The organism is Streptomyces sp. NBC_00435, assembly GCF_036014235.1.
GTDB lineage: Bacteria > Actinomycetota > Actinomycetes > Streptomycetales > Streptomycetaceae > Streptomyces.
Map to the genome: position 1 here is coordinate 405,605 of NZ_CP107924.1, position 21,524 is coordinate 427,128.

A 21,524-nucleotide genomic window follows, 5' to 3' on the forward strand; every position below is an offset into this window, starting at 1 on the left:
TCCGACCAGGACTCCACCCCCCGTCAGGAGATGCCGTATGGGCCGCAGTTCCCGTGCGTCGCGCACCCGCACCCTGCTCACCAGGGCCGCCCTCCCACTGGCCCTCGTGCTCGCCGCCGCCTTCCCTGCGCACGCCGCCACCGACGGAGTCACGGGAGGCGGGATCAACGACTTCTCCTGCCGGCCGAGCGCCGCGCATCCCGAGCCCGTGGTGCTGCTCCACGGCACCTTCGCGACCTGGTACGAGGACCTCAACTTCCTCCAGGCCGACCTCGCCGCCCGCGGCTACTGCACCTTCGCCCTGACCTACGGGGCCTACGAGGGCTTCCCGCTGGCCGGCGGTCTGAAGCCGGTGGCCGTCTCCAACCTGGAGATCAAGGAGTACGTGGAGAAGGTGCGCGGCGCGACCGGCGCGGCCCAGGTCTCGGTCGTCGGCCACTCCGAAGGCGGGCTCCAGGCCCTCTACCTCGCCAAGATGCAGGGCATTCAGCCGCACATCAAGGCGGTCGTGGCCATCGCTCCCCCGACCCACGGCACGAACGCCGCCGGCCTCCTGGACCTGGGGGACAAACTGCTCGGGCGCGAGACCATGGAGAGGATCGTGACCACCGTCGGCATCCCGGTGCTGGCCGACGAGGTCCCCGGCGGTCCCGCCGTCAAGGCGCTGAACGACGGTCCGGTGGCCCAGCCCGGGATCGCGTACACCGTCATCACCTCGCGCTACGACGAGCTCGTCACCCCGACCGATACGGCCTTCGTCCGCGAGCCCGGGGTCAGGAACCAGTACGTGCAGGACTACTGCCCGCTGGACCCGGTGGGCCACATCGGCGAGGCCTACGACCTCAACGTCTGGCACATGGTGCGCAACGGCCTCGACCCGCGCCGTGCCACGCCGATCCTGGTGTGCGCGGTCGGCTCGCCCGGCTAGAGCGTGTCCGGCGCGGCCGCGGGGCACGGCCGCGCCGGACACCGCCGTCCTACGGGAGCGGCCCGCCCCGGGCCGTCAGCCACAGGGAGTACCACTCCTCGTGGCCGAGGTCGGGGGTGCGCAGCGCGGCGTCGCGGCAGGCCCGGATGCGTTCCGGGCGCCCGGTGCCGATGACGGGGGCGATCCGGGCAGGGTGGCGTTGCAGCCACCACAGCAGGATCGTCTCCGGCGTGGTGTCCTTGGCCTTGGCGAGCGTACGCAGGAGTTCGGCGGTCTCGCGCTCCCCCACGCTCGACTCCCGCCCGGTGAACCGGCCCTGGGCCAGCGATCCGTACGCCTGGAGACGCACTCCGTTCGCCGTGCAGTACTCGACGGTGCCGGCCGGGAAGCCGACGGCGGCCGCGGCCGGGGTGTTCACCAGGACCCCGTCCTCGAGCCAGTCCCGCCGGTCCAGGCTCATCTCCAGCTGGTTGGCCACGAGCGGGAAGTCGAGGTGCCGCTGCAGCCGGGCGATCTGCGCAGCGCTCATGTTGGAGACCCCGAACTCCCTTACCAGGCCCTGGCGCCGCAGGGAGGTGAGGGCCTCGGCGGTCTCCCGCGGGTCGGCCAGGGGGTCGGGCCGGTGCAGGAGCAGGATGTCCACGACGTCGGTGCGCAGCCGCGTCAGGCTCTCCTCCACGTGCCGGGTGATGGTGGCGCCCCGCAGATCGTAGATCCCGGGCCGGTCGCCGTCGGCGAGGCGGATCCCGCACTTGGTCTGCAGCGTGATGCGCTCGCGCAGGCCGGGGGTGCGGGCCAGGACCTCGCCGAAGACGGCTTCCGCCTTTCCGTGCCGGTAGATGTCGGCGTGGTCGAACATGGTGATGCCGCTGTCGAGTGCGGCCTCGATCGCCGACTCGGCCGCGTCGATGTCCTCGGCCCCGTACGGGCCTGGCTCCCAGCTGCCGCCGAGAGCCATGCAGCCGTAGATCAGCCGGGTGTCGCCTGCCACTGATGCCGTGTTCGCCATGCCGCCACCCTATGAGGCGGACGCGTTCCACAGCACCCGGTCGCCGTTGAGCAGCACCAGTTCTCCGGTGGGGCGCAGCAACAGCCGCGCGCCCGGGTGGCCGGTGGTTCCGCTGGACCAGGCGGGGCGCCCGTCGGCATCGCGCACGACCAGTTCGCCGTCCTGGGTGAGGACGGCGTCGTGACCGACTCCACCGGTGGAGCTGTGCCACGTACGGCGGCCCTCGGCGTCGAGCAGTGCGAGGTCGCCGGAGCTGTCCAGTGTCAGCTGGACCTTCCCCGCGTCGAGTACGTCACCGGGGCGCAGCACGGAGCCGGTGTGGAATTCGATGGAGTCGTCGAGTTCGCCCTTGGCCAGGGCCTGCAGGACGGGCAGGGAGGGGCTGAAGGCGTAGACCGAGCCCTCGGTGCGTACGAACCGCCCGAAGTACAGGGTGTTGGCCCGGCTGCCCGCGCCGTCCGAAGAGGGGGTCTCGAAGGCGATGGGCGAGTCCGGGCCGAGCACCGGGTCGGATCCGGTGCGCGGGTTGCGGCCGGCCGGGAAGTCCGGGTCGTTGAGCCATTTGCGCACGACGAGCTCGAACTGTCCTACGAGGTCGGCCTGGTGGGATACGAAGAGCAGTCCGCGCGAGTCCTCCGGACCGTACCCCTCGCCCAGGTCGGGCTCGTAGACGGGGCCGTACGGGATTCCACGCCGCATCAGGCGGCGCGCGTCGAGGTCCGCCTGGGCCACGGGAGGGCGGCCCGGGGTGAGGACGAGGCCGCCGCGGGGGTTCCCCTTGCGGATGTGCGAGAACAGCGGCATCCGCCAGCCCTGCGGGTCGTCGCTGTAGTCGAGCTTGGCGTCGGGGTGCTCGCCCGGCTCGGGCAGTCGTTCCGCGGCCGGGCACAGGGAGACCGGCATTCCGCCCGGCCAGCGGCCCATCAGGCGGGCGCCGAGCCACTCCCGGTCGGCGTCGGCGGGTGCGGAGCCGGCGCGCTGGAGTTCGGCGAGGCGCAGGGCGACCTGCGTCCACCAGCCGGGCACGTCCTGTGCGAGCCGGCGTACCACCTGGAAGGCGCCGCCGGTGGCCCAGGCGGGCAGGCCCGTGGGGCGCTGGCCCACGCGTTCGTGCCCGATCACGAACTCCCCGGCGGGGATCAGCCGGGTGCCGGGCTTGCCGAGCACGCTGGTTCCGGTGGCCGGGTCGGGCTCGTCGAAGCCCCGTACGCCGGGCTGGCTGATGCAGTCGAGGAAGCCGAAGTGCTCGTGCCCGCGCAGCTCGCCGGGGAGGGTGGCCCCGTCCTGCCGGAAGAGCACCGTCGCGCCGGCCTCGCCCGCGCCCTCGCGGTGTTCGGCGACGGCGGTGGCGAGGCGTTCGGGCTGGTCGGCCGCGAGGGTGAGCACCGCGTGGACCGCGCGTCCGGGCTCCTCGGCGCCGAACAGCCAGGACTGCGGGGCGCTGGTGCCGGTGTCGCCGAGCTGCTGGGCCCGGGCGGCGCAGCCCTGGGTGAAGGCCTCGGCATTCGAAGCCGGCGGGGCGGCGGGGAAGGGCTCCTTGCCCGCGAACAGGCGGAGCCCCGGATGGGTCAGGCTGAGGCCGGTCCACAGCGTGGCCATGGAATCGGGGTCGATGCCGCCGCTGCGTCGGCGGGCCTTGCTGAAGGCCCGGTTGAAACGGGCGACTTCCTCCGTGGTGGAGATGGAGGGCAGCAGCCGGCTCAGCCAGTGGCGGGCCTTGTCCGCGTCCCCGAAGTGGAGGAAGAGCAGGCAGGCGTGGTCCTTGCGGAATCCGGCGAGGATGTCGCCCTGGGACTTGCGGTCGGTGCGCAGCGGGAGGGCGTCCGGGGCGGCACCCGCGCGCCCGGGCTCCGCGGCCGCCGCCGGGGCCGGGGCCGGGGCCGGGGCCGGGGCGGCCCAGGCCGTCGGCGCGAGGCCCGCGGTCATGCCGGCGGCGAGGGCCGCGGCCTGGACCACGGTCCTGCGGGCGGGTCCGGCGTGGGGGCAGCCAGGGGACGGCGACGCGGCGAGAGCCATCGGCTTGCTCCAAGGGGGGAAGGAGGTACGGGAGATGGGGATGCGGAGGGGCAGGACGGGTTCAGCGCAGCGGCGGCGCGGCGGGGGCTCCGGCGTCGAGCTTGATCCACCGGGCGACGCTGGGCACGCCCTTGGCGTCCAGGAGGAAGAGCATGTAGTAACCGGGCGGCGCGGAGGCCGCGTTCGGCGGGGCCTGGAGGGTGAGGGTGTCTCCGGAGCGTCCCTTGACCCGCAGCTCCAGGTGGCGCTGACTGGTGTTGACCGCGTGCGTGGCCGTGGTGGGCGCCAGCAGTACGGCGCGTTTGACCTGGCCGGGGGTGCTCGTGGTGACCTGGAAGCGGCTGTCGTAGGCGATCCCCTCGGTGGGCGCCCTGTCGAGCACGGGGCGGGCGCCCCGGTGGAGGTAGGCGGGCTCGTAGATCTCGATGGTGCCGTTCATCCCGTCCTGGATGTCGGCATCGTTGGCGAGCTGCTGGAGCTCGTCCCCGGTGACCACGACGCGGCCGTCGGGCAGGACGACGGCATTGGAGTGGTAGCCGCGGGGCAGCCGCTGGGCGGGGCCGAGCTTCCAGTTGCCCTGTGCGTCGCGCATCTCGAACTGCCGGTACTTCAGGTCGGCGTTCGGGTTGAGGACGCCGTTGCCGTAGTCGCGGATGTCGTACCCGCCGCTCGCCGTCAACAGGGTCCCGTCCGGCATCAGCAGGGTGTTATCCTGGGTCCGGCCGAAGGCTCGGGGCTTGTCGATGCTCCAGCGGCCCTCGGACAGCTTGTACGTGTTCGGATCGGTGCGGTCGCCGCCGATGATCAGGGCCGCGTTGGGTCCCTCGTAACCGCCGGGCAGCGGCACGGCTCCCCCGTACAGCCGGGAGCTGCCGTCGGGGCGGGGCGGCAGATCGGTGCGGGACTCGTCGACGGGGTCGAAGGCCCACTGTTCGTTGTGGACCCGGCCGAGGCCGTAGACCAGGCCGTCGCGGAGCGAGAAGAGCTGCGGGTAGTCACGGGTGAAGGGGGCCTTCGCCTTGAACAGCCCGGCGGGAACGTCCCGCGGGACGTCCTTCTTGTCCCGGGGCACGGGGCGGCCGAGGGCGGGGAAGCGCTCCACGAGCGGGGTGGGGGTTCCCCAGCCCAGCTCGGACTGGCCGGACATGATGAGCTGGCGGCCGTCGGCGGCGGTCACCACGGAGGGGTACCAGCGCCCGGTGGCCATGTCCTGGTTGCGGGTCCAGGTCTCGGTCCACGGGTCGAAGACGAGGGAGAGTTTGGCGCCGCTGCCGCCGTTGGCCCCGAGGTTCCCGCCGAAGACGCCGAGCATGCCGTTGGGCAGGAAGGCGTGGCCGGAGCAGAAGAACGGCGCGGGGCGCGGCGAATGGGTGCCGTCGGGCATGTCCACCACCGGCGGGGTGACCTTGGTGAAGGCGCTCTCCCCGGTGCCCTTGGCCGGGTCCCAGAGGAAGGCGCGGCCGGCGTTGGTCGCGCCGATGGTGTTGGTGGGGGCGGGTTCCTTCGTGGGGTTGGTCTCGATCCGCTCGAAGGAGAAGAGCAGCACCTTGCCGGTGGGCAGCAGCGCGATGTGCGCGGCGAAGTCCGGGGAATCGAAGTACTCCTTGAACGCGCCGTACACCTCCGGGGCGAGCGCCGCGTTCCCCTCGGCCTGGGACTCGGTCAGGGCCTTGAGGCGGGCGCGGCGGGTGGTGTCCGGGTAGTCGGCGGCGTCCCGCAGCGCGAGGCGGGTACGGGCGTGCTCCTCGGCATGGTCCTCGCCGAGGTTGCGCCGCTCGTCCGGGCTGATCTCGCGCCGCACCCGGTCCGGGGCGATGTGCGGGGCACGCAGGGCGGCGCCCGGATCGTACGGTCCTTCGTGCGCGGCGGCGGGGCACGCGGGGAGCAGGCTGAGGAGGGTGCCTGCGACCAGGGCGCGGGCGGCTCCGGGACGGGACATGGGGAACCCTTACGTGGAGGGAGAGAGGGACGGGCCGCGCCGCGCGCGGGGACGCCGAAGCGCGGGACGACTGTCCGGCCGGACGGCAGTGGGGGGTACGGCCGTACGGAGTGCGGAGGTGCGGCAGTGCGGGGGTGCGGCAGTGCGGGGTTACGGCGGTGCGGGTGCGGCGAAGCTCAGATCCCGTGTGCTTTCACGAACGCCATCCGGCGGAGCGCCTCGTGGAAGGCGTCGGGATCGACGTGCACGCCCGACGCGTAGGCGTGGTTGAGCTGGAGGACCAGCCAGACTCCGTAACCGCAGATGCCGCCGAGGGCGGCGATGCCGAGGATCCCGCGCACGCCCCTGGGCCAGCCGATGAGCACCAGGAAGCCCACCGAGAGGACGGCCGCGCCGATCAGGGTGACCACCATGATCCTGGGCAGCCCGCCCTGGATGTCGGCCACCCGGACCCTGCGCTGCGCCAGCAGCCGGGTGACCGCGTCCCGGGCGTCGTCCACCGCCTTCGGCGGGGTGTCCGCCGGGATCTTGGCGACCAGTTCGTAGAGCCCGTAGGCCATGGCCCAGGTCTCGTCGTCCGTCTCCCCGTCCGTCATCCTCGGCCACTCGCGCTCGATGACCATGTGCGCGTACTTCGAGGAGTGGTCGCGCACCTCGCCCTTCGTCCGCGCGGGCATCCGGTCGGCGGCGAGGTAGAGGTCTATCAGGGCGCCGGCTTCCGCGTAGTTGCCCTTGCGGGCGACCGCCAGGTCCTGGGCCGAACTCACCATCAGGAACGCCAGGGTGAGGATGAAGAAGGAGAAGACCACACCCGCGGCGGTGCCGACGGCCGGGCCCACGTCCGGCATGCCGCGGTTGCGTGCCATGTAGTGGCCCAGTTTCGCGGCGCCCATGGCGACGAGGGCGGCGCATAAGACGGAGAGAACGGCGGCGACAGCCATGGGGCCGGGGACTCCTCAGTGCGGGGGCCGACGGGCAGCGCACGCTGCCAGTGATCAACAGACTCGGTGATCAACGCCGTGCGCGCGCGCCGGGGCAACCGATGGGGTGACGCGCCACCGGCGGGCGGTCACCCGTACGCACCAGGCGGCTCCTGCCGCCCCGTGCGCGCGGCGCCGCTCAGCCCGTGCCGGCGAGCGCCCTGCGGTAGCCGCGCCCGGGGCGGCCGTCGAGGACGAGGTCCCCCACCACCGTGAAACCGGTCCGCCGGAGCACCGCCGCCGATGCCGCGTTGTCGAGCGTGGTGACCGCCGTGAGCACGCGCAGCCCGTACCGCGTGGTCGCGAGCCGGCAGACCTCCTCCACGGCGGCCGTGGCCGTGCCGCGACCCGTCGCGCGTTCGCCGATCCGGTAGCCGAGCTCGGCCGAGCCGTCCTCCACGTCGACCAGGTTGACGCGTCCGGCCAGCTCTCCGGCCTCGTCCAGCACCAGGTGGAAGTGGCAGGAACCCTCCTCCTGCTCCGCGAGGAGCGCACGGTGCCGGGCGGCGAACTCCGCGAAGTACGCGTCCCCGCGGTCCCGCACGGACCGCGCGAAGTACGCCCTGTTCTCCCGCTCGAAGGCCAGCAGGGTGGCTTCGTGATCGGCCCTGAGGCGTTCGAGTCGCAGCATGCCGGGCATGGTATCCGGGCTGTCCGCACCACCTCGAGGGGATTTCCGGGGCCCCCGGCGGGGAACATCGTGGCGGGGGCGACATGATGATTAAGTCACCCTGAAAAGCGGTGCGTTGTGCGAGCGTGTGAGGACGGGACCCTGTCCGGGGGGACGAGGGCCGAAGATCCAAGGGGTGGGAATGAAGACAGGAACGGTGACCGCGGGCATCGCGGCGGCCCTGATCGTGACGGCGGGCTTGAGCGGCTGTACGTCCGGCGCGTCCGTGGGCGGTTCGGTGGGCAAGCAGGCCGTCGACTCCGCGGAAACGCTGGTCGCGGCGCTCACGAAGGCCTCTGACGAGGCCTCCAAGGCAGGGTCGGCCGACATCAGGATGAGCGTCACGATGCCCGGTACGGGCGGTGTACCGACGCAGCTGAACGGCGTCTACTCGTGGGGCAACGGCCTCGCCATGGAGGGTGAGATGTCGGCCAAGGACCTCCAGATGGAGGACCTCGTCGCCGACGGCACGATCACCTACAGGCTGGTCGACGGGGCGTACTACTACGGCATCGATCCGGCGCCGAGCGGCCCCTTCGCGGGCAAGAGCTGGCTGAAGGTCGAAGCCTCGGCCGTCCTCGGCGAGAAGGGCGCCGCCGGTATGAAGGCGGGCAACAACGACCCGACGGCCGGGCTGAAATCGCTCAAGTGGGCCAGCAACGTCGCCAAGGTCGGCACGGAGGACGTGAACGGCAGGAGCGCCGTGCACTACCGCGCCACCGTTCCCCTCGACAAACTGGGCGACGCCAAGTCGGTGTTCGGCGCGATCGGCGGGAGCGGCGCGACCGAGCTCGTCTCCGACATCTGGGTCGACGACAAGGGCATGCCCGCACGACTGAACCAGACCTACGGCGACGTCGGCGTCAACGTGGACTTCGTCTCCTTCGGCGTCGCGAAGCAGATCGCCGCTCCGCCCGCCTCCGAGACGGCCGACATCACCGAGCTGATCAAGAACGGCGGCGCGGGCCAGGGCTGACCCGGACGCCGGAAAGCGCTTGAGCCCTCCGGTGATCACGTGGCAGGCTCGGGTGATCATGCGACAGGCCCGCCGGCCTGGACCCGGATCACCAAGAGGACTGATGGCGCCGATCAAGCAGTTCCAAGTCACCTTCGACTGCGCGGAACCCGAGCGCCTCGCCCGGTTCTGGTGCGAGGTGCTGGGGTACGTCGTACCGCCGCCACCGGAGGGCTTCGCCACGTGGGACGATTTCAGTCGCTCACAGCCGCCCGAGCAGCGGGATTCGTGGTTCGCCTGCGGTGATCCCTCAGGTGTGGGCCCGCGGCTGTACTTCCAGCGCGTCCCCGAGGGGAAGGCCGCCAAGAACCGGGTGCACCTCGATGTGCGGGTCGGCACCGGACTCGTGGGTGCGGAGCGCCTCGCCGTGCTCGAGGCCGAATGCGCACGCCTGGTCCCGCTCGGCGCGGTACACGTGCGGACGCTGTACGACGGCGACGATTCCTGCATTCCGATGCTGGACATCGAGGGCAACGAGTTCTGCGTCGACTGAGGGCATCTGACGGCTGTGGGGACCGAGTTCCTCGGGAACTCCTTCCAGCCCGGCCGCACCACCGTCGACGGGCTGACCGCCGCCGACCTCCGCGCCGCACGCCTCAACGCAACGGGGGTGGGAGCCATCGCACTCAGCATGCACGGCGGGGCGGTGGCGGGCAGCGACTTCGATTCCGGGAGCGAGCCGCGCGGTCCGGCGGGCCCCGTCGGGGACCGGCCCGGGTGCGTCAGGGGCCCAGTGGGAGTGTGGCGACCAGCCGGGCGCCCTTCGGTGAGTCCCGGACGGCGAGCGTGCCGCCGAGGCGCAGGGCGATGTCGCGGGCGATGGCCAGGCCCAGGCCGGTGCCGCCCTCGTCGCGGGCTCGGGCGTCGTCGAGCCGGGTGAAGCGTTCGAAGACCCGTTCCCGGTCGGCGGGGGCGATGCCCGCTCCGTCGTCGGTGACCTCCAGTACCGCCTCGCCCCGGGCCCCGTCCACACGCAGGACGAGTGCGACCCGCTCCTCGGCGTGCCGCCCGGCGTTGTCGAGCAGGTTGGTGACGAGCCGCGACAGCCAGATGGTGCTGCCGCGCACCGCGACCCCGGGCGCGATGTCCGCCCGTACGGGGACACGGGCACCCGGGCGCGCACGGGCCGCGTCCCGGACCACCTCCGTGAGGTCGACGGCGGCGGCGGGCGGCGGCTCCGAGGTGTCGAGCCGGGCCAGCAGGAGCAGGTCGGCCGCCAGGTCCTGGAGCCGTACGGTGTCCTCCAGCGCGCCGCTGACCAGTTCTCCCCACAGAGCGGGATCCGGGTGGGCCTGCGCGACCTCCAGCTGGGTGCGCAGCACGGTGATGGGGCTGCGCAGTTCGTGGGAGGCGTCCGCGATGAAGCGGCGCTGGCGGATGCCGGCGGCCTCCAGCCGGTCCAGGGTGGCGTTCATCGTGACGGCGAGCCGGGCCACCTCGTCCCGGGTCTGCGGGACGGGCACCCGGCGGTGCAGTTCGCGGTCGCCGATCTCGGCGACCTCGGCGCGGATCGCCTCGACGGGACGCAGGGCCCAGCCGGTGACCCGCCAGGTGATCACGCCGACGACCAGGACGAGCAGGGGCACCACCACGGCCAGGACCGCCATCATGGTCTCGTCGGCGGTGTCGGCGTCCCTGAGGGAGGTCCCGGCGTAGACGGTGACCAGGCCCTTCGGGGTGAGGGTGGTGACCTGGACCACGCGCTGGCGGTGTTCCTGGCGGACCCGGCCGCCCTTCCAGGTGTCCCGGACCGTGCCGGGCGCGACGGGGGGTTCGGGGACGAGGGCCGGCCGGCCGGTGAGGTCGGGGCTGGCCGCGAGCACGCGGCCCTGCGCGTCGACGACCTGGAAGAAGTCCGTCCCCCGGCCGGGAGGCGGTACGGGGTCCAGCCGGCCGGTGGCCGCCAGCCCGGCTACCTTGACGGCCTGCCGCTCGGCATCGGCCTGGGCGCTCATCGTCAGGTTGCTCTCCAGCGCCCCGAGCAGGGCGAAGGAGGCCAGGCCGAGGGCCAGGGCCACCACGGCGGAGGCACCGAGGGTGGCCTGGGCGCGGACGGACCTCGGACGCAGCCGGGCCGTGGCCCCGCGCAAGCGGGCCGTGGCCCCGCGCAACCGCGCCGTGGCCCCGCGCAACCGCGCCGTGGCCCCGCGCCGCCGGTACGCCGGCTCGCGCGGCCCGGTGGGGGCGCTGCCCGGGGCCGGTGGCCGGGCGGAGCCGTCCGGGGCTTCGCGGGGGCGGTCCCGCTCCTCGTAGGTCTCAGCCACCGTCGGCCGCCAGCCGGTAGCCGGCGCCCCGGACGGTCTCCACGGCGGCCCGCCCGAACGGCGCGTCTATCTTCCGGCGGAGCGCGCTGACGTGGACCTCGACGACGTTGAGGTCGCCCTCGTAGGCGGCGTCCCAGACGTTGTCGAGGATGTCCCGCTTGGGCACCACCTCTCCGGCCCGGCGGGCGAGGTGCACCAGGACGGCGAACTCGCGCGAGGTCAGCCGGGCCTCGACGCCGCCGCGCGTGCAGCGCCGGCGGGCCGGGTCGACGACGAGGTCGCCGAATTCCATGACCTGCGGGCTGCGGCGGCCGGTGCGCCGGATCAGGGCGCGCAGGCGGGCGACGAGGACGACGTAGGAGAAGGGTTTGGAGAGGAAGTCGTCGGCCCCGGTGTCCAGGGCCTCGGCCTCGTCGTACTCGCCGTCCTTCGCGGTGAGCATGAGGATGCCGGACTCGCAGCCGGCCGCGCGCAGCCGGGCGCAGACCCGGTAGCCGTTGAGGCCGGGCAGCATGATGTCGAGCACGATGGCGTCGTAGTCGTGCTCGCCGGCCATCCACAGGCCTTGCGGGCCGTCGTGTGCCGTGTCCACCGTAAAACCCTCGGCCCGCAGACCACGTTGCAGGGCGGCGGCCAGCCGCCGCTCGTCCTCGACCACCAGTACGCGCATGGGGCTAGGTTCTCAGGTCGCGCGGCCGGCTTGCTGAAGGGTTCTTCAGCTCGCTTCAGCGAAGCTTCAGCATCCTGCTCGCAGGATCGGCCGAGCCGGGCGCGTCGCCCGGAGAACGCGAGGAGCATCCAGATGACTGAGTCCACTCCCCAGCCCCCCGAGCACCCCCCGGTGACTCCGGGCGCGGACGGTACCGGCCCGGCCGGCAAGGCGTCCGGGCGCGGCGCCCGGTTCGTCCGGTTCACCCGTGAGGGCCGGGCCCGCTGGGTGGCCCTCGGGCTGGTCGTGGTGGCGGTCGGCGGCGCGGGGGTCACTGCCGTGGCGGTGGCGGAGCACGACCACGGGCGCATGCGGGCGGAGCGGGTCTGGGACCGGTTCGACGTCGAGCGCGGGGCGGCCGGACCGGAGGAGGACGGCCCGATGGCGGCGCCGGCGCCCGGCCGGCCCGGGCTGAAGGGGGAGAAGGGGCACCCGGGGGCCGTACCCGGGCCCGGCAGACCCGGGAAGCCCGACCTGCGGGAAGGGACGGTCGTCGACCGGTCCGACCGGGCCCCCGTACCGCTTCCGGCACTGCCCGCCGCGCAGGCCCTGGAGAAGGCGGAGGCCGCCGTGCCCGGCGGCAAGGCCGAAGCCCTGCGGGTGGTCGCCCAGGAGGGCGGCGGGAGCGCGTGGCGGGTGGTGGTCCTGGGCACCGACGGGGTCCGTCACGTGGTGACCCTGGCCGGCGGCGACGGCGCGGTCACCAGCAACACGGTCGCGGGGAAGGGTGCCGGGGCGGAGCACTGACCGTGCGCGGGCGCCCGGGCCGGGACGGCCGGGGCGCCCGTGGCCGGGGTCAGGAGGGGAGGTCCAGCAGCCGGGCCGCCATCTCCCGCATCTCGATCTTTCGGATCTTGCCGGTGACGGTCATGGGGAACTCCTCCACGACGTGGACGTAGCGCGGGATCTTGAAGTGGGCCAGCCGGCCCTCGCAGTACGCGCGCACGGCCGCCGCGGTCAGCGGCTCGGCGCCCTCGCGCATCCGCACCCAGGCCATGAGCTCCTCCCCGTACTTCGGGTCGGGCACTCCGATCACCTGCACGTCCAGGACGTCGGGGTGCGCGTGCAGGAACTCCTCGATCTCGCGCGGGTAGAGGTTCTCGCCGCCCCGGATCACCATGTCCTTGATGCGGCCGGTGATGCTCAGGTAGCCGTCGTCGTCCATGACGGCGAGGTCTCCGGTGTGCATCCAGCGGGCCGCGTCGACGGCCTCCGCGGTGCGCTCGGGCTGGTCCCAGTAGCCGAGCATCACCGAGTAGCCCCGGGTGCACAGTTCGCCCGGCTGCCCGCGCGGGACGGTCCGGCCGGTGGCCGGGTCCACCACCTTGACCTCCAGGTGCGGTCCGACGCGGCCCACGGTCGAGACCCGGCGCTCGACGGAGTCGTCCACTCGGGTCTGGGTGGAGACCGGTGAGGTCTCCGTCATGCCGTAGCAGATGGACACCTCGCGCATGCCCATCCGGTCGATGACCTCCTTCATCACCTCGACCGGGCAGGGTGATCCCGCCATGATTCCCGTGCGCAGGCTGGAGAGGTCGTAGCGCTCGAAGTCCGGGTGGGCCAGCTCGGCGATGAACATGGTGGGGACGCCGTAGAGCGAGGTGCAGGACTCCGCCTCGACGGCGGCCAGGGTGGCGGCCGGTTCGAAGGCGGGCGCGGGGATGACCATGGCCGCGCCGTGACTGGTACAGGCGAGGTTTCCCATGACCATGCCGAAGCAGTGGTAGAAGGGCACCGGGACGCAGACCCGGTCCAGCTCGGTGTAACGGCACAACTCGCCGACGAAGAAGGCGTTGTTCAGGATGTTGTGGTGCGAGAGCGTCGCCCCCTTGGGGAAGCCGGTGGTCCCCGAGGTGTACTGGATGTTGACCGGGTCGTCCGGGCTCAGCGCGGCCTGGGCGCGCCGGAGTTCGGCCCGGTCCCCGCTCCGCCCGCGCTCCAGCAGGGAGTTCCAGAGATCTCCGTCCAGCAGGGCCACGAACTCCAGGGCCGCGCAGCGCGGCGCCACCTCCTCGATCATGGCCGCGTAGTCGGAGGTCCTGAACCGGTCCGCGGCGACCAGCAGCCGGATGCCGGACTGGCGCACGACGTACTCCAGCTCGTGTGAGCGGTACGCCGGGTTCACGGTGACCAGGATCGCCCCGATCCTGGCGGTGGCGTACTGCACCAGGGTCCACTCGGCGCGGTTGGGGGCCCAGATGCCGACCCGGTCCCCCTTGACGATCCCGAGGTCCAGCAGGCCCAGCGCGAGGGCGTCCACGTCGGCGGCGAACTCCCTGTACGTCCACCGGCGCCCCGAGGCCATGTCGACGAGGGCGTCCCGGCCGGGGAACCTGCGGACCGTGCGGTCCAGGTTCTCCCCGATGGTGTCGCCCAGCAGCGGCACCTCGCTCACTCCGGACGCGTAGCTCGGCTCGACGGACGGCACATGGACCCCCAGGGCTCGGATGCGGGCGCCGGGGCCCCATCGCACCGGCGCCTCCTCATGATCCCCCGGCCCCGGGCCCGGGGCCAGACCCCGGCCGGACACGGCGTACCGGCCCCGATTGGCCGGGGCGGCGGGCGGGGCGTTGAGTCGAAGGGTGACGCGCTCCGCGACGCCGACGACGCGTTCGCCGTCCCCGCCCCCGGATCCGGCGGCTCCGCGGGGGTCGCGGATCGACGTGCACGCCCATCTGTGGACCGCCGAGTACCTGGACCGGCTGGAGCGGCTGGGCAGCGCCGGCACGGACACCCAGCGCGGGATCGGCGCGGACGCCACCCCGGCCGAGCTCGACCACCGCTTCGCCCGCATGGACCGCGCGGGCATCTCCCAGCAGGTGCTCTCCGTGGCCCCCGCGGTCCCCGCACCTGGCCCGGGAGTCCGACGCGGTGGCGCTGGCCCGCGCCGCCAACGAGTCGTACGCCGGGCTGGTCACCCGGTGGCCGCGGCGCTTCCGTCCGCTCATCACCGGGCGCCGCACGACCTGGATGGTGGGGGCGCCGGTCGAGGACACCGTGGCGGTCATGCACCTGATCCGGGCGGGACTGCCCCTGCGCTACCCCCGGATGCGGATCCTGGCCTCGCACCTCGGCGGCGCCTGCCGATGCTGTTGCACCGCCTCGACGACCACCTCGCCTTCGAGTCCCCGGGGACGCCCGAGCTCCCGTCGGTGGCGGTCCGCCGGCTCTGGTACGACACGGTCGCGCACTGCCACGGGCCGGCGCTGGTCGCGGCGGCGGACTCCTTCGGCGCGGACCGCCTCGTCCTGGGCACGGACTTCCCCTACGAGGACGGGGAGGTGTTCGTACGGGCGGTCTCCTACGTCACCGGATCGGGGCTGCCACCGCGGGACGCCACCGCGATCCTCCACGCCAACGCGGCGGCGCTGCTCGGCCCGGCCCGGAGCCGGGCGGTCGGCCGGGAGCCGGGCGGTCGGCCGGGAGCCGGGCGGTCGGCCGGGAGCCGGGCGGTCGGCCGGGAGCCGGGCGGTCGGCCGGGAGCCGGGCCGGCGGCCGGGAGCCGCGGCCTGGCCCCCGGGCGGGCGGCCGAGGCACCCCGCGACGTCGCCCCCGGGCGGGCGGGCCGCTGAGCGGGCCGAACGCCCGGGTGGACCGCTGCCGCCCTACCCGGGGAGGGCGAGCAGGACCAGCGGGGTGGTGGTCGGCCGTGCCGATCCCCCGGCGGGCTCCAGGGTCAGGCCGACGGCTGTCGCCCGGTGCAGGTCCCCCGCCAGTACCGCCGCCCCGTCGCCGGTGAGGAAGCCGGCCGGGCGCATCGTGCCGTGTTCGGCCAGCCACAGCTGGTACGTCATCCCGGCGCCCGGGGCCGGCAGCCGCTCGGTGAGGAACACGGCCCGGTCGCGGGCCGGGGAGGTGATCACGGTCGCGGCGGCCCCGCCGCTGGTGCGGCCGTGGACGGTACGGGCGTCCGGGGCCGTGACCACGGCCCGCAGTTCCTGGCTCCGCGCCTCGGCCTGCCCGGCCTCCTGGCGGGCCCGGTCCGCCTGCCCGCTCTGGTGGAGGGCGACGCCGCCGAAGAGGGCCGCCCCCGCGAGCGAGGCGGCGACCACGAAGGCGCCGGCCCTGCGCGGGAGCCGGTCCAGGAATCCGGCCGCCCTGCGGACGCCCACCCTCGGCGGCAGCTGGCGGACGGTCTCGATCCGGGCGAGGACGGCACCCTTCATCTGCGGCGGAGGCACCAGGGCCACGGCGGCGGCCAGCCGGCCGGCCGTCTCGGAGAACTCCGCGACGTCCCCCGAGCACGGCTGGCACCGGGCGAAGTGCCGCGAGAAGGCCTCGTGCTCACCCGGGCCGAGCGCGTCCATGACGTAGGCCGCGGTGAGGGTGTGCAGTTCGTCGTCGTGCTTCACGTGGTCACCCCCATGCAGTCGCGCAGTCGGATCAGTCCGTCGCGCATCCGGGTCTTGATCGTGGGAAGGGGGGCCTGGAGGGTCTCGGCGACCTCCCGGTAGGTGAGCCCCTGGTAGTAGGCGAGGGTGACGGCCTGGCGCTGGAGTTCCGTCAGCCCGCGCAGGCAGCGCTTGACCTGGTCGCGTTCCAAGCGGCTCTCCACCTGTTCGCTCACCTCGTCGAAAGGCCGGTCCTGGTCGCGTACCCCCGCGTCGTGCTCCCGGGTGGCCGAGGCCTGTGCGGAGCGGACCCGGTCGACCGCCCGGCGGTGGGCGATCGTGGCCACCCAGGCCATGACGCTCCCCTGTTCGGGGCGGAAGCGGGCGGCCTGGCGCCACACGTCGATCATCACCTCCTGGGCGACCTCCTCCGACTGCGCGCGGTCGCGGACCACCTTGACCGCGATGCCGAAGACGGTTCCCGCCACGGCGTCGTACAGGGCGGAGAAGGCGTTCTGGTCCCCCTGCGCGACCCGCGCCATCAGCTCCGCCAGTTCCGCCCCGACCGCTCCGGCACCGCTGCCGGGGCCCGGGCCCGTACCGGGGAAGCGCAGCTCCTCGGGGTTCACCTGAGCGGCCCCCGTACGGCGTCGGGCCCGGGTGGGCGCGCCGGGGCCGAGAGCGGTCCTTCTCGCCGGTCCATCCATCGCATGAACGATCCTTCGTGGCAGGCGTACCCGGTCCTCGTCCGCCGAGGTCCGGTCCGCGCCGGGTCCTTGCTGTCTCACCTTCTCTTCGGAGCCGGGGCCCGTACGGATTGCCCCGCGCACCCACGAAAAGACATCCGTTCGGGGGAACCGGGGCCCGGGGCCGAACCGCGCCGGGGGGCAGGGGCGAATGAGGTCTACGGACCCGGTCCAGGATCCGTACGGCAGGCGCCGGGGTGATCCGGTGATCCCCGGGAGCCGGCCGCCACACATGCAGCAAGGAGATCTGTCGTGTCGCGTGTTCGCAGGAGTACCGCACTCGCCCTCACCTCGGACAACCCGATCCACATCCCGGTCAACGCGTGCGGCGACTCCGTCAGCGTCATCGGTCCGCTGAACCCGGCGTTCGGCAACACCTGTGCCAACGCCTGACCGATTGCCGGGCACCGGACTCCGGCCCGCCGCCGGCAACGGGGCGGCGCTGGCCGGGAGGTCCTCCGGGCGGGCGGGGAGTGTGTCGCCACTCCTGAGCGCCGCCGGGCCCTGAGGACCCGCGCGGGCGGCGGCTGTCGGCGCCGCCGCCCGCGTGCGCGGGGACGTACGAGGCGGGGGTCAGCACGCTGACGGATCCTCACTTGCTCGGACGAGCCCATCCGGCGGGGATCCCGCTCCGAATGAGGGGCGTGAGCATCAACCGAAGGACTGTCGAGCGCGGCGCCCTCGCCGCGGCGAGCGGCCTGCTGTCCGGGTACGCCGCCCTGGCCACCGCCGAACTGGCCGCCGCCCTGGTACGGCCGCAGGCGGGCCCGGTCACGGTGATCGGCGGGGCGGCCATCGACCGCACTCCCCCGGCGCTCAAGGACTTCGCCGTCCGCACCTTCGGCGAGAACGACAAGCTGGTCCTCCAGCTCGGCATCCTCGTCACCGTCGGTCTCCTGGCGGCCCTGCTCGGGGTGCTGGCCCTGCACCGGCGCCGTACGGGTGCGGCCGGCGTACTGGCCTTCGGCGCCCTCGGCTCGGCGGCGGCGCTCAGCCGTCCCGACGCGGCGGGAGCGGGCGACGTCCTGCCCTCGCTGGCCGGGGCCGCGGCCGGCGCGCTGGTGCTGTACCTGCTGGTGGGGAAGGTGAACGGCCCCGGCGGCAGTGGCCGGGGCGCCACCGGCCGCAGCGGCGGCAGCGGCGGGGACAGCACCGGCGGCAGCGGCGGGAGCGCCCCCTGGAACCGTCTGAACCGCCGCGGCTTCCTCCTCGCGGCCGGGGCCACCGCCCTCGTCTCCACGGGGACGGGCGCCCTCGGCCGGGCCCTGACCGGCCGCCGAAGCCAGGGTGCCACCGCCTCCCGCGCCGCCGTACGGCTGCCTTCCCCCGCTTCGGCGGCCGCGCCCGTCCCGGCCGGGGCGAGCCTGCCGATCCCCGGCATCAGCGGCTTCACCACTCCGAACAAGGAGTTCTACCGTGTCGACACCGCACTCGTGGTCCCCAGAGTGGACGCCGACGCCTGGCGTCTGCGCATCCACGGCAAGGGCGTCTCCCGCCCGCGCTCCTACTCCTTCGCCGATCTTCTCCAACGCCCCCTGATCGAGCGGGACATCACCCTGACCTGCGTGTCGAACGAGGTGGGCGGTCCGTACGCGGGCTCCGCCCGCTGGCTCGGCGTCCGCCTGGCGGACCTCCTGCGGGAGGCGGGCGTCCGGGCGCCGTCGCGCGGTGGGCCGGCCGATCAACTGATCGCCCGCTCGGTGGACGCGATGACGCTGGGCACCCCCGTCGAGGAGGTCATGGACGGCCGGGACGCGATGCTCGCGGTCGCCATGAACGGTGAGCCGCTCCCCTTCGAACACGGCTTTCCCGTCCGGATGGTCGTCCCCGGCCTCTACGGCTACGTCTCCGCCTGCAAGTGGATCCGGGACCTCGAGCTCACCACCTTCGACGCCTACGACCCGTACTGGGTCAAGCGTGGCTGGGCGCGCCGGGCTCCGGTCAAGACGCAGGCGCGCATCGACACCCCGAAGCCGTTCGCCCGGACCCCGGCCGGGACCGTGGTGGTGGCCGGGGTGGCGTGGGCCCAGCACCGCGGCATCGAGCGGGTCGAGGTCCGCGTCGACGACGGGGCGTGGCAGGAGGCCTCCCTCGCCGCGCAGGCCACTACGGACACCTGGCGGCAGTGGTCCTTCCACTGGAACCCCGCGCCCGGCGGGCACCACCTGACCGTCCGCGCCACGGACGGCACCGGCGAGGTCCAGACCGAGCGGCGCACCCGCACCGTCCCGGACGGCGCGAGCGGCTGGCACAGCGTCTTCGTCACCGCCGGCTGAGCCAACCGGAGCCGGACCCGTCCGAGTTCACCCATTTCCCGTCCACTCCCTTCCACCCCTTCCGGTTTCACCCCACTCATTTCCTGGAGAACAGCATGAGCACCCCTCGTTTCCGTCGTACCGCCCTCGCCGTCGCCGCGGCCGCAGTACTGCCCTTCGCACTGACCGCCTGTTCCGACTCCGGCAAGGACGCAGCCTCCGGTCCGGCCGCGGAGGCGGGCGCGGACGTCTCGTCCCCGGCCGTGGACGCCTCGGCGCCGACGACGGCGGGCGGCCCCTTCGGCCCGGCGTGCGCCGGTGTCCCGAAGGAGGGCGCGGGCAGCTTCGACGGCATGGCCAAGGACCCGGTCGCGACCGCCGCGTCCAACAACCCGGCGCTGTCGACCCTGGTGACGGCCGTCAAGCAGGCCGGCCTCGTCGACACCCTGAACAACGCCAAGGACATCACGGTGTTCGCGCCGACCAACGACGCCTTCGCCAAGATCCCGAAGGCCGACCTCGACAAGATCCTCGCCGACAAGGCCACGCTGACCAAGATCCTCACCTACCACGTGGTCGGCCAGAAGCTGACGCCGAGGCAGCTGGGGAACGGCTCCTTCGCCACGCTGGAGACCGGGAAGGTGACCACCGCCGGCTCGGGCGAGTCGTACAAGGTCAACGGCGTCTCCAACGTGGTCTGCGGCAACGTCCCGACCTCCAACGCGACCGTGTACATCGTGGACACCGTCCTGATGCCGAAGTAGCGGCGCCTCCGGGCGGTGACCCGCCGGGTCACCGCTCGTTGTAGAGACGGTCAGCGAAGTGGCCCCGGAAGTCCCGGACCCGTTCTCAGGGTCCGGGACTTCGTGCTGTCGCCCCGCTCGTCACTTGTTCGGCTCATGTGACAACGGATTGGACAAGTGGCCGATGTTGCGAACACGATGGGCCCGCAAGTCCGCGGCTGCGCAGGGGGGCAAACCGCTCAGGTTGTGACGTCCCTCCTCTGTGGACCGTCGTCCCCGTCATACCCCTGGAGAGACTCCGCCATGAGCTTCGGCGACCCGAACAACCCCTACGGCCAGCAGCAGCCCCCGCAGGGTCAGCCCAGCTACCCGCAGCAGGCGCCGCAGGGCGTGCCCCCGCAGTACGGCTACCCGCAGCAGCCCGCGGGCGTGCCCCCGCAGCAGCCGTACGGCGCGTACCCGCCGGCTCCGATGCCGGGCGGCATGCCGGGCATGCCCGGTGCGGGAATGCCGCCGCTGGCGCACTGGGGCCTGCGCGCCGCCGCGTACCTTCTCGACATCCTGATCATCGCGGGCCCGATGTTCCTCGTGAACATCGTGGCCGCCGGCGACAGCGAGCCCTCCATGGGCGTCGCGATCTTCAGCCTGATCGCCATCCTCTACGCCATCGGCATGGGCTTCTTCCAGCTGTACAAGGAGGGCTCGACCGGTCAGACCATCGGCAAGAAGGTCCTCGGGATCAGCCTGCGCCGCGAGGCCGACGGCAACGTCCTCGGCTTCGGCATGGCCTTCGTCCGCAAGCTGGCGCACTTCCTCGACGGCATCGCCTGTTACATCGGCTGGCTGTGGCCGCTGTGGGACGCGAAGAAGCAGACCTTCGCCGACAAGGTGTGCAGCACCGTCGTCATCGTGGTGCCCAAGGTCTGACGACCGACCGACCGCGCCGCGGGGGCCCGTCCGGATTCCGGGCGGGCCCCCGCGCGTTCGCTACGGCTTCGGGAGGGTGCAGCCGGCGCGGGTCAGGTCGATCTTGTTACCGGGGCCCACGCAGGGAACGATGATGTAGGTCTGCTCCGCGTAGTTGATGCCCTGACGGACCGTCACTGCGCCGCTCTCGTCCACCTCGCACGGGTTGTTCAGCGTGCACCTCCCGCCGTCCTCGTTGCCCGTGTTGTTCACGGCGACGACCTTGCCGGTCACCGTGTCGATCACCGGGGAGCCGGAGGTGCCGCCGATGGTGTTGCACGCCGAGGTGTAGCGCAGGGAGTCCTTCCAGGTCCACTCGCCCTCCTTGAGCCGATAGGCGAACCCGTCGACGTTGCAGGTGTACGTGCGCTTCCAGTACCCCGACACCACCTTGATGGCGGCGCCCTGCACCGGGTGGGCGTCGTTCAGGGTGAGGGCGTTGATGCCGTACTGGCTGCTGATCTGGGCGTAGGTCTTGGTCAGCTGGTAGATCGAGATGTCGGTGTCGGTCATCGTGGCGTACGAGATCTTGCTCGCGCGCAGCGTCGCGACCTTGGAGCCCGACGCGTTCAGCAGCGAGAAGGAGCGGCTGGACGCCTTGTCCTTGACCACCTGCCCGGCCGCCGGCATGCCGGACTCCAGACAGTGCCCGTTGGACAGGACGAGCGCGGGGTCGGACGGCAGCGAGTTGGGCACGCGGACGACGGAGCCGGAGCAGTTGCTCAGCGCGACCGTACCCGCGAAGTTGACCGCGACGGCCTGGGTGGCCGTGTCCCGGGGTGCCTGGGCCACGGCCGGTGCGGCCACCGCTCCGGTGAGGAGCAGGGCGAACGCGGCGCCGGCGAGAGGCTTGTTCATGTGGGGGTTCCCCTCTGGTGACAATGCAACCGAAGATCCTCCGGTTGTCATGCGCATTGTTAGGATCGCGGATCCAACTCACAAGAGGGCGACTT

Annotated in this window: 19 protein-coding genes and 1 pseudogene; 9 read left to right on the plus strand and 11 right to left on the minus strand. The window is 73.1% G+C overall.

The features are described from left to right. Positions 1 to 37: 37 nt before the first annotated feature. Positions 38 to 928: an esterase/lipase family protein gene (locus OG389_RS01865; RefSeq protein ID WP_328296670.1), complete on the plus strand. Its 891-nt coding sequence runs from the start codon at positions 38 to 40 to the stop codon at positions 926 to 928. A gap of 49 nt (positions 929 to 977) precedes the next feature. On the opposite strand, the gene OG389_RS01870 is transcribed toward OG389_RS01865, so the two are convergent. The 5 genes from OG389_RS01870 to OG389_RS01890 all read right to left on the minus strand — a co-directional run bounded on the left by OG389_RS01870 (position 978) and on the right by OG389_RS01890 (position 7,503). Further along, positions 978 to 1,937: an aldo/keto reductase gene (locus tag OG389_RS01870; protein WP_328296671.1), complete on the minus strand. Its 960-nt coding sequence runs from the start codon at positions 1,935 to 1,937 to the stop codon at positions 978 to 980. A gap of 9 nt (positions 1,938 to 1,946) precedes the next feature. Next, positions 1,947 to 3,953, minus strand: coding sequence for a peroxidase (locus tag OG389_RS01875; RefSeq protein ID WP_328296672.1), 2,007 nt, complete (start codon positions 3,951 to 3,953; stop codon positions 1,947 to 1,949). A gap of 61 nt (positions 3,954 to 4,014) precedes the next feature. After that, positions 4,015 to 5,892 carry a galactose oxidase-like domain-containing protein gene (locus tag OG389_RS01880; protein ID WP_328296673.1) on the minus strand — a complete coding sequence of 626 codons (1,878 nt, stop codon included), beginning with the start codon at positions 5,890 to 5,892 and terminating at the stop codon, positions 4,015 to 4,017. A gap of 176 nt (positions 5,893 to 6,068) precedes the next feature. Continuing rightward, positions 6,069 to 6,833 carry a bestrophin-like domain gene (locus OG389_RS01885; RefSeq protein ID WP_328296674.1) on the minus strand — a complete coding sequence of 255 codons (765 nt, stop codon included), beginning with the start codon at positions 6,831 to 6,833 and terminating at the stop codon, positions 6,069 to 6,071. 178 nt (positions 6,834 to 7,011) lie between these two features. Then, on the minus strand, positions 7,012 to 7,503 hold the full coding sequence (locus OG389_RS01890; RefSeq protein ID WP_328296675.1) for a GNAT family N-acetyltransferase: 492 nt from the start codon (positions 7,501 to 7,503) through the stop codon (positions 7,012 to 7,014). A gap of 181 nt (positions 7,504 to 7,684) precedes the next feature. Between OG389_RS01890 and OG389_RS01895 the strand changes: the two genes are divergently transcribed. Both OG389_RS01895 and OG389_RS01900 read left to right on the plus strand, forming a co-directional pair. Continuing rightward, positions 7,685 to 8,518: a hypothetical protein gene (locus OG389_RS01895; RefSeq protein WP_328296676.1), complete on the plus strand. Its 834-nt coding sequence runs from the start codon at positions 7,685 to 7,687 to the stop codon at positions 8,516 to 8,518. Positions 8,519 to 8,621: 103 nt separating this feature from the next. Further along, entirely contained in the window at positions 8,622 to 9,050 is a 429-nt protein-coding gene (locus OG389_RS01900) for a VOC family protein (RefSeq protein ID WP_328296677.1), read from the plus strand. Between the two features lie 229 nt (positions 9,051 to 9,279). Here the strand turns inward: OG389_RS01900 and OG389_RS01905 are convergent, their stop codons facing one another. Both OG389_RS01905 and OG389_RS01910 read right to left on the minus strand, forming a co-directional pair. After that, on the minus strand, positions 9,280 to 10,821 hold the full coding sequence (locus tag OG389_RS01905; RefSeq protein ID WP_328296678.1) for a sensor histidine kinase: 1,542 nt from the start codon (positions 10,819 to 10,821) through the stop codon (positions 9,280 to 9,282). Next, positions 10,814 to 11,491 (minus strand): response regulator transcription factor, encoded by a 678-nt coding sequence (locus OG389_RS01910; RefSeq protein WP_328296679.1) that lies wholly within the window; start codon positions 11,489 to 11,491, stop codon positions 10,814 to 10,816. Before OG389_RS01910 ends, OG389_RS01905 begins: the two co-directional genes overlap by 8 nt. A gap of 132 nt (positions 11,492 to 11,623) precedes the next feature. On the opposite strand from OG389_RS01910, the gene OG389_RS01915 reads away from it, so the two are divergent. Continuing rightward, the gene (locus OG389_RS01915; RefSeq protein ID WP_328296680.1) at positions 11,624 to 12,277 is read left to right on the plus strand and encodes a PepSY domain-containing protein; all 654 of its coding nucleotides are present in this window, start codon (positions 11,624 to 11,626) and stop codon (positions 12,275 to 12,277) included. Between the two features lie 49 nt (positions 12,278 to 12,326). On the opposite strand, the gene OG389_RS01920 is transcribed toward OG389_RS01915, so the two are convergent. Continuing rightward, positions 12,327 to 13,958, minus strand: coding sequence for an AMP-binding protein (locus OG389_RS01920; protein WP_443059408.1), 1,632 nt, complete (start codon positions 13,956 to 13,958; stop codon positions 12,327 to 12,329). 658 nt (positions 13,959 to 14,616) lie between these two features. Between OG389_RS01920 and OG389_RS01925 the strand changes: the two genes are divergently transcribed. Then, positions 14,617 to 15,102: an amidohydrolase family protein gene (locus OG389_RS01925; RefSeq protein WP_328296681.1), complete on the plus strand. Its 486-nt coding sequence runs from the start codon at positions 14,617 to 14,619 to the stop codon at positions 15,100 to 15,102. A gap of 33 nt (positions 15,103 to 15,135) precedes the next feature. Here the strand turns inward: OG389_RS01925 and OG389_RS01930 are convergent, their stop codons facing one another. Continuing rightward, positions 15,136 to 15,882, minus strand: coding sequence for an anti-sigma factor (locus tag OG389_RS01930; protein WP_328296682.1), 747 nt, complete (start codon positions 15,880 to 15,882; stop codon positions 15,136 to 15,138). Next, complete coding sequence (gene sigK, locus OG389_RS01935; RefSeq protein ID WP_328296683.1) at positions 15,879 to 16,568, minus strand: ECF RNA polymerase sigma factor SigK; 690 nt, start codon at positions 16,566 to 16,568, stop codon at positions 15,879 to 15,881. Before sigK ends, OG389_RS01930 begins: the two co-directional genes overlap by 4 nt. 339 nt (positions 16,569 to 16,907) lie before the next feature. On the opposite strand from sigK, the pseudogene OG389_RS01940 reads away from it, so the two are divergent. From OG389_RS01940 to OG389_RS01955, 4 genes and pseudogenes are all read left to right on the plus strand, one after another. Then, positions 16,908 to 17,000, plus strand: a pseudogene (locus OG389_RS01940) (chaplin); the annotation flags it as partial. 242 nt (positions 17,001 to 17,242) lie between these two features. Beyond that, on the plus strand, positions 17,243 to 18,883 hold the full coding sequence (locus tag OG389_RS01945; protein WP_328296684.1) for a molybdopterin-dependent oxidoreductase: 1,641 nt from the start codon (positions 17,243 to 17,245) through the stop codon (positions 18,881 to 18,883). 95 nt (positions 18,884 to 18,978) lie between these two features. Beyond that, complete coding sequence (locus OG389_RS01950) at positions 18,979 to 19,626, plus strand: fasciclin domain-containing protein (protein WP_328296685.1); 648 nt, start codon at positions 18,979 to 18,981, stop codon at positions 19,624 to 19,626. A 282-nt stretch (positions 19,627 to 19,908) separates the two neighbouring features. After that, on the plus strand, positions 19,909 to 20,532 hold the full coding sequence (locus OG389_RS01955; RefSeq protein WP_328296686.1) for an RDD family protein: 624 nt from the start codon (positions 19,909 to 19,911) through the stop codon (positions 20,530 to 20,532). Between the two features lie 60 nt (positions 20,533 to 20,592). On the opposite strand, the gene OG389_RS01960 is transcribed toward OG389_RS01955, so the two are convergent. Then, the gene (locus tag OG389_RS01960) at positions 20,593 to 21,429 is read right to left on the minus strand and encodes a S1 family peptidase (RefSeq protein ID WP_328296687.1); all 837 of its coding nucleotides are present in this window, start codon (positions 21,427 to 21,429) and stop codon (positions 20,593 to 20,595) included. Positions 21,430 to 21,524 lie beyond the last annotated feature (95 nt).

What these genes read in the sequence shown, in the direction of transcription:
- OG389_RS01865 (WP_328296670.1), top strand. Translation starts at nt 38, where the DNA reads ATGGGCCGCAGTTCCCGTGCGTCGCGCACCCGCACCCTGCTCACCAGG.
- OG389_RS01870 (WP_328296671.1), bottom strand. Translation starts at nt 1,937, where the DNA reads ATGGCGAACACGGCATCAGTGGCAGGCGACACCCGGCTGATCTACGGC.
- OG389_RS01875 (WP_328296672.1), bottom strand. Translation starts at nt 3,953, where the DNA reads ATGGCTCTCGCCGCGTCGCCGTCCCCTGGCTGCCCCCACGCCGGACCC.
- OG389_RS01880 (WP_328296673.1), bottom strand. Translation starts at nt 5,892, where the DNA reads ATGTCCCGTCCCGGAGCCGCCCGCGCCCTGGTCGCAGGCACCCTCCTC.
- OG389_RS01885 (WP_328296674.1), bottom strand. Translation starts at nt 6,833, where the DNA reads ATGGCTGTCGCCGCCGTTCTCTCCGTCTTATGCGCCGCCCTCGTCGCC.
- OG389_RS01890 (WP_328296675.1), bottom strand. Translation starts at nt 7,503, where the DNA reads ATGCTGCGACTCGAACGCCTCAGGGCCGATCACGAAGCCACCCTGCTG.
- OG389_RS01895 (WP_328296676.1), top strand. Translation starts at nt 7,685, where the DNA reads ATGAAGACAGGAACGGTGACCGCGGGCATCGCGGCGGCCCTGATCGTG.
- OG389_RS01900 (WP_328296677.1), top strand. Translation starts at nt 8,622, where the DNA reads ATGGCGCCGATCAAGCAGTTCCAAGTCACCTTCGACTGCGCGGAACCC.
- OG389_RS01910 (WP_328296679.1), bottom strand. Translation starts at nt 11,491, where the DNA reads ATGCGCGTACTGGTGGTCGAGGACGAGCGGCGGCTGGCCGCCGCCCTG.
- OG389_RS01915 (WP_328296680.1), top strand. Translation starts at nt 11,624, where the DNA reads ATGACTGAGTCCACTCCCCAGCCCCCCGAGCACCCCCCGGTGACTCCG.
- OG389_RS01925 (WP_328296681.1), top strand. Translation starts at nt 14,617, where the DNA reads ATGCTGTTGCACCGCCTCGACGACCACCTCGCCTTCGAGTCCCCGGGG.
- sigK (WP_328296683.1), bottom strand. Translation starts at nt 16,568, where the DNA reads ATGGATGGACCGGCGAGAAGGACCGCTCTCGGCCCCGGCGCGCCCACC.
- OG389_RS01945 (WP_328296684.1), top strand. Translation starts at nt 17,243, where the DNA reads ATGAGGGGCGTGAGCATCAACCGAAGGACTGTCGAGCGCGGCGCCCTC.
- OG389_RS01950 (WP_328296685.1), top strand. Translation starts at nt 18,979, where the DNA reads ATGAGCACCCCTCGTTTCCGTCGTACCGCCCTCGCCGTCGCCGCGGCC.
- OG389_RS01955 (WP_328296686.1), top strand. Translation starts at nt 19,909, where the DNA reads ATGAGCTTCGGCGACCCGAACAACCCCTACGGCCAGCAGCAGCCCCCG.
- OG389_RS01960 (WP_328296687.1), bottom strand. Translation starts at nt 21,429, where the DNA reads ATGAACAAGCCTCTCGCCGGCGCCGCGTTCGCCCTGCTCCTCACCGGA.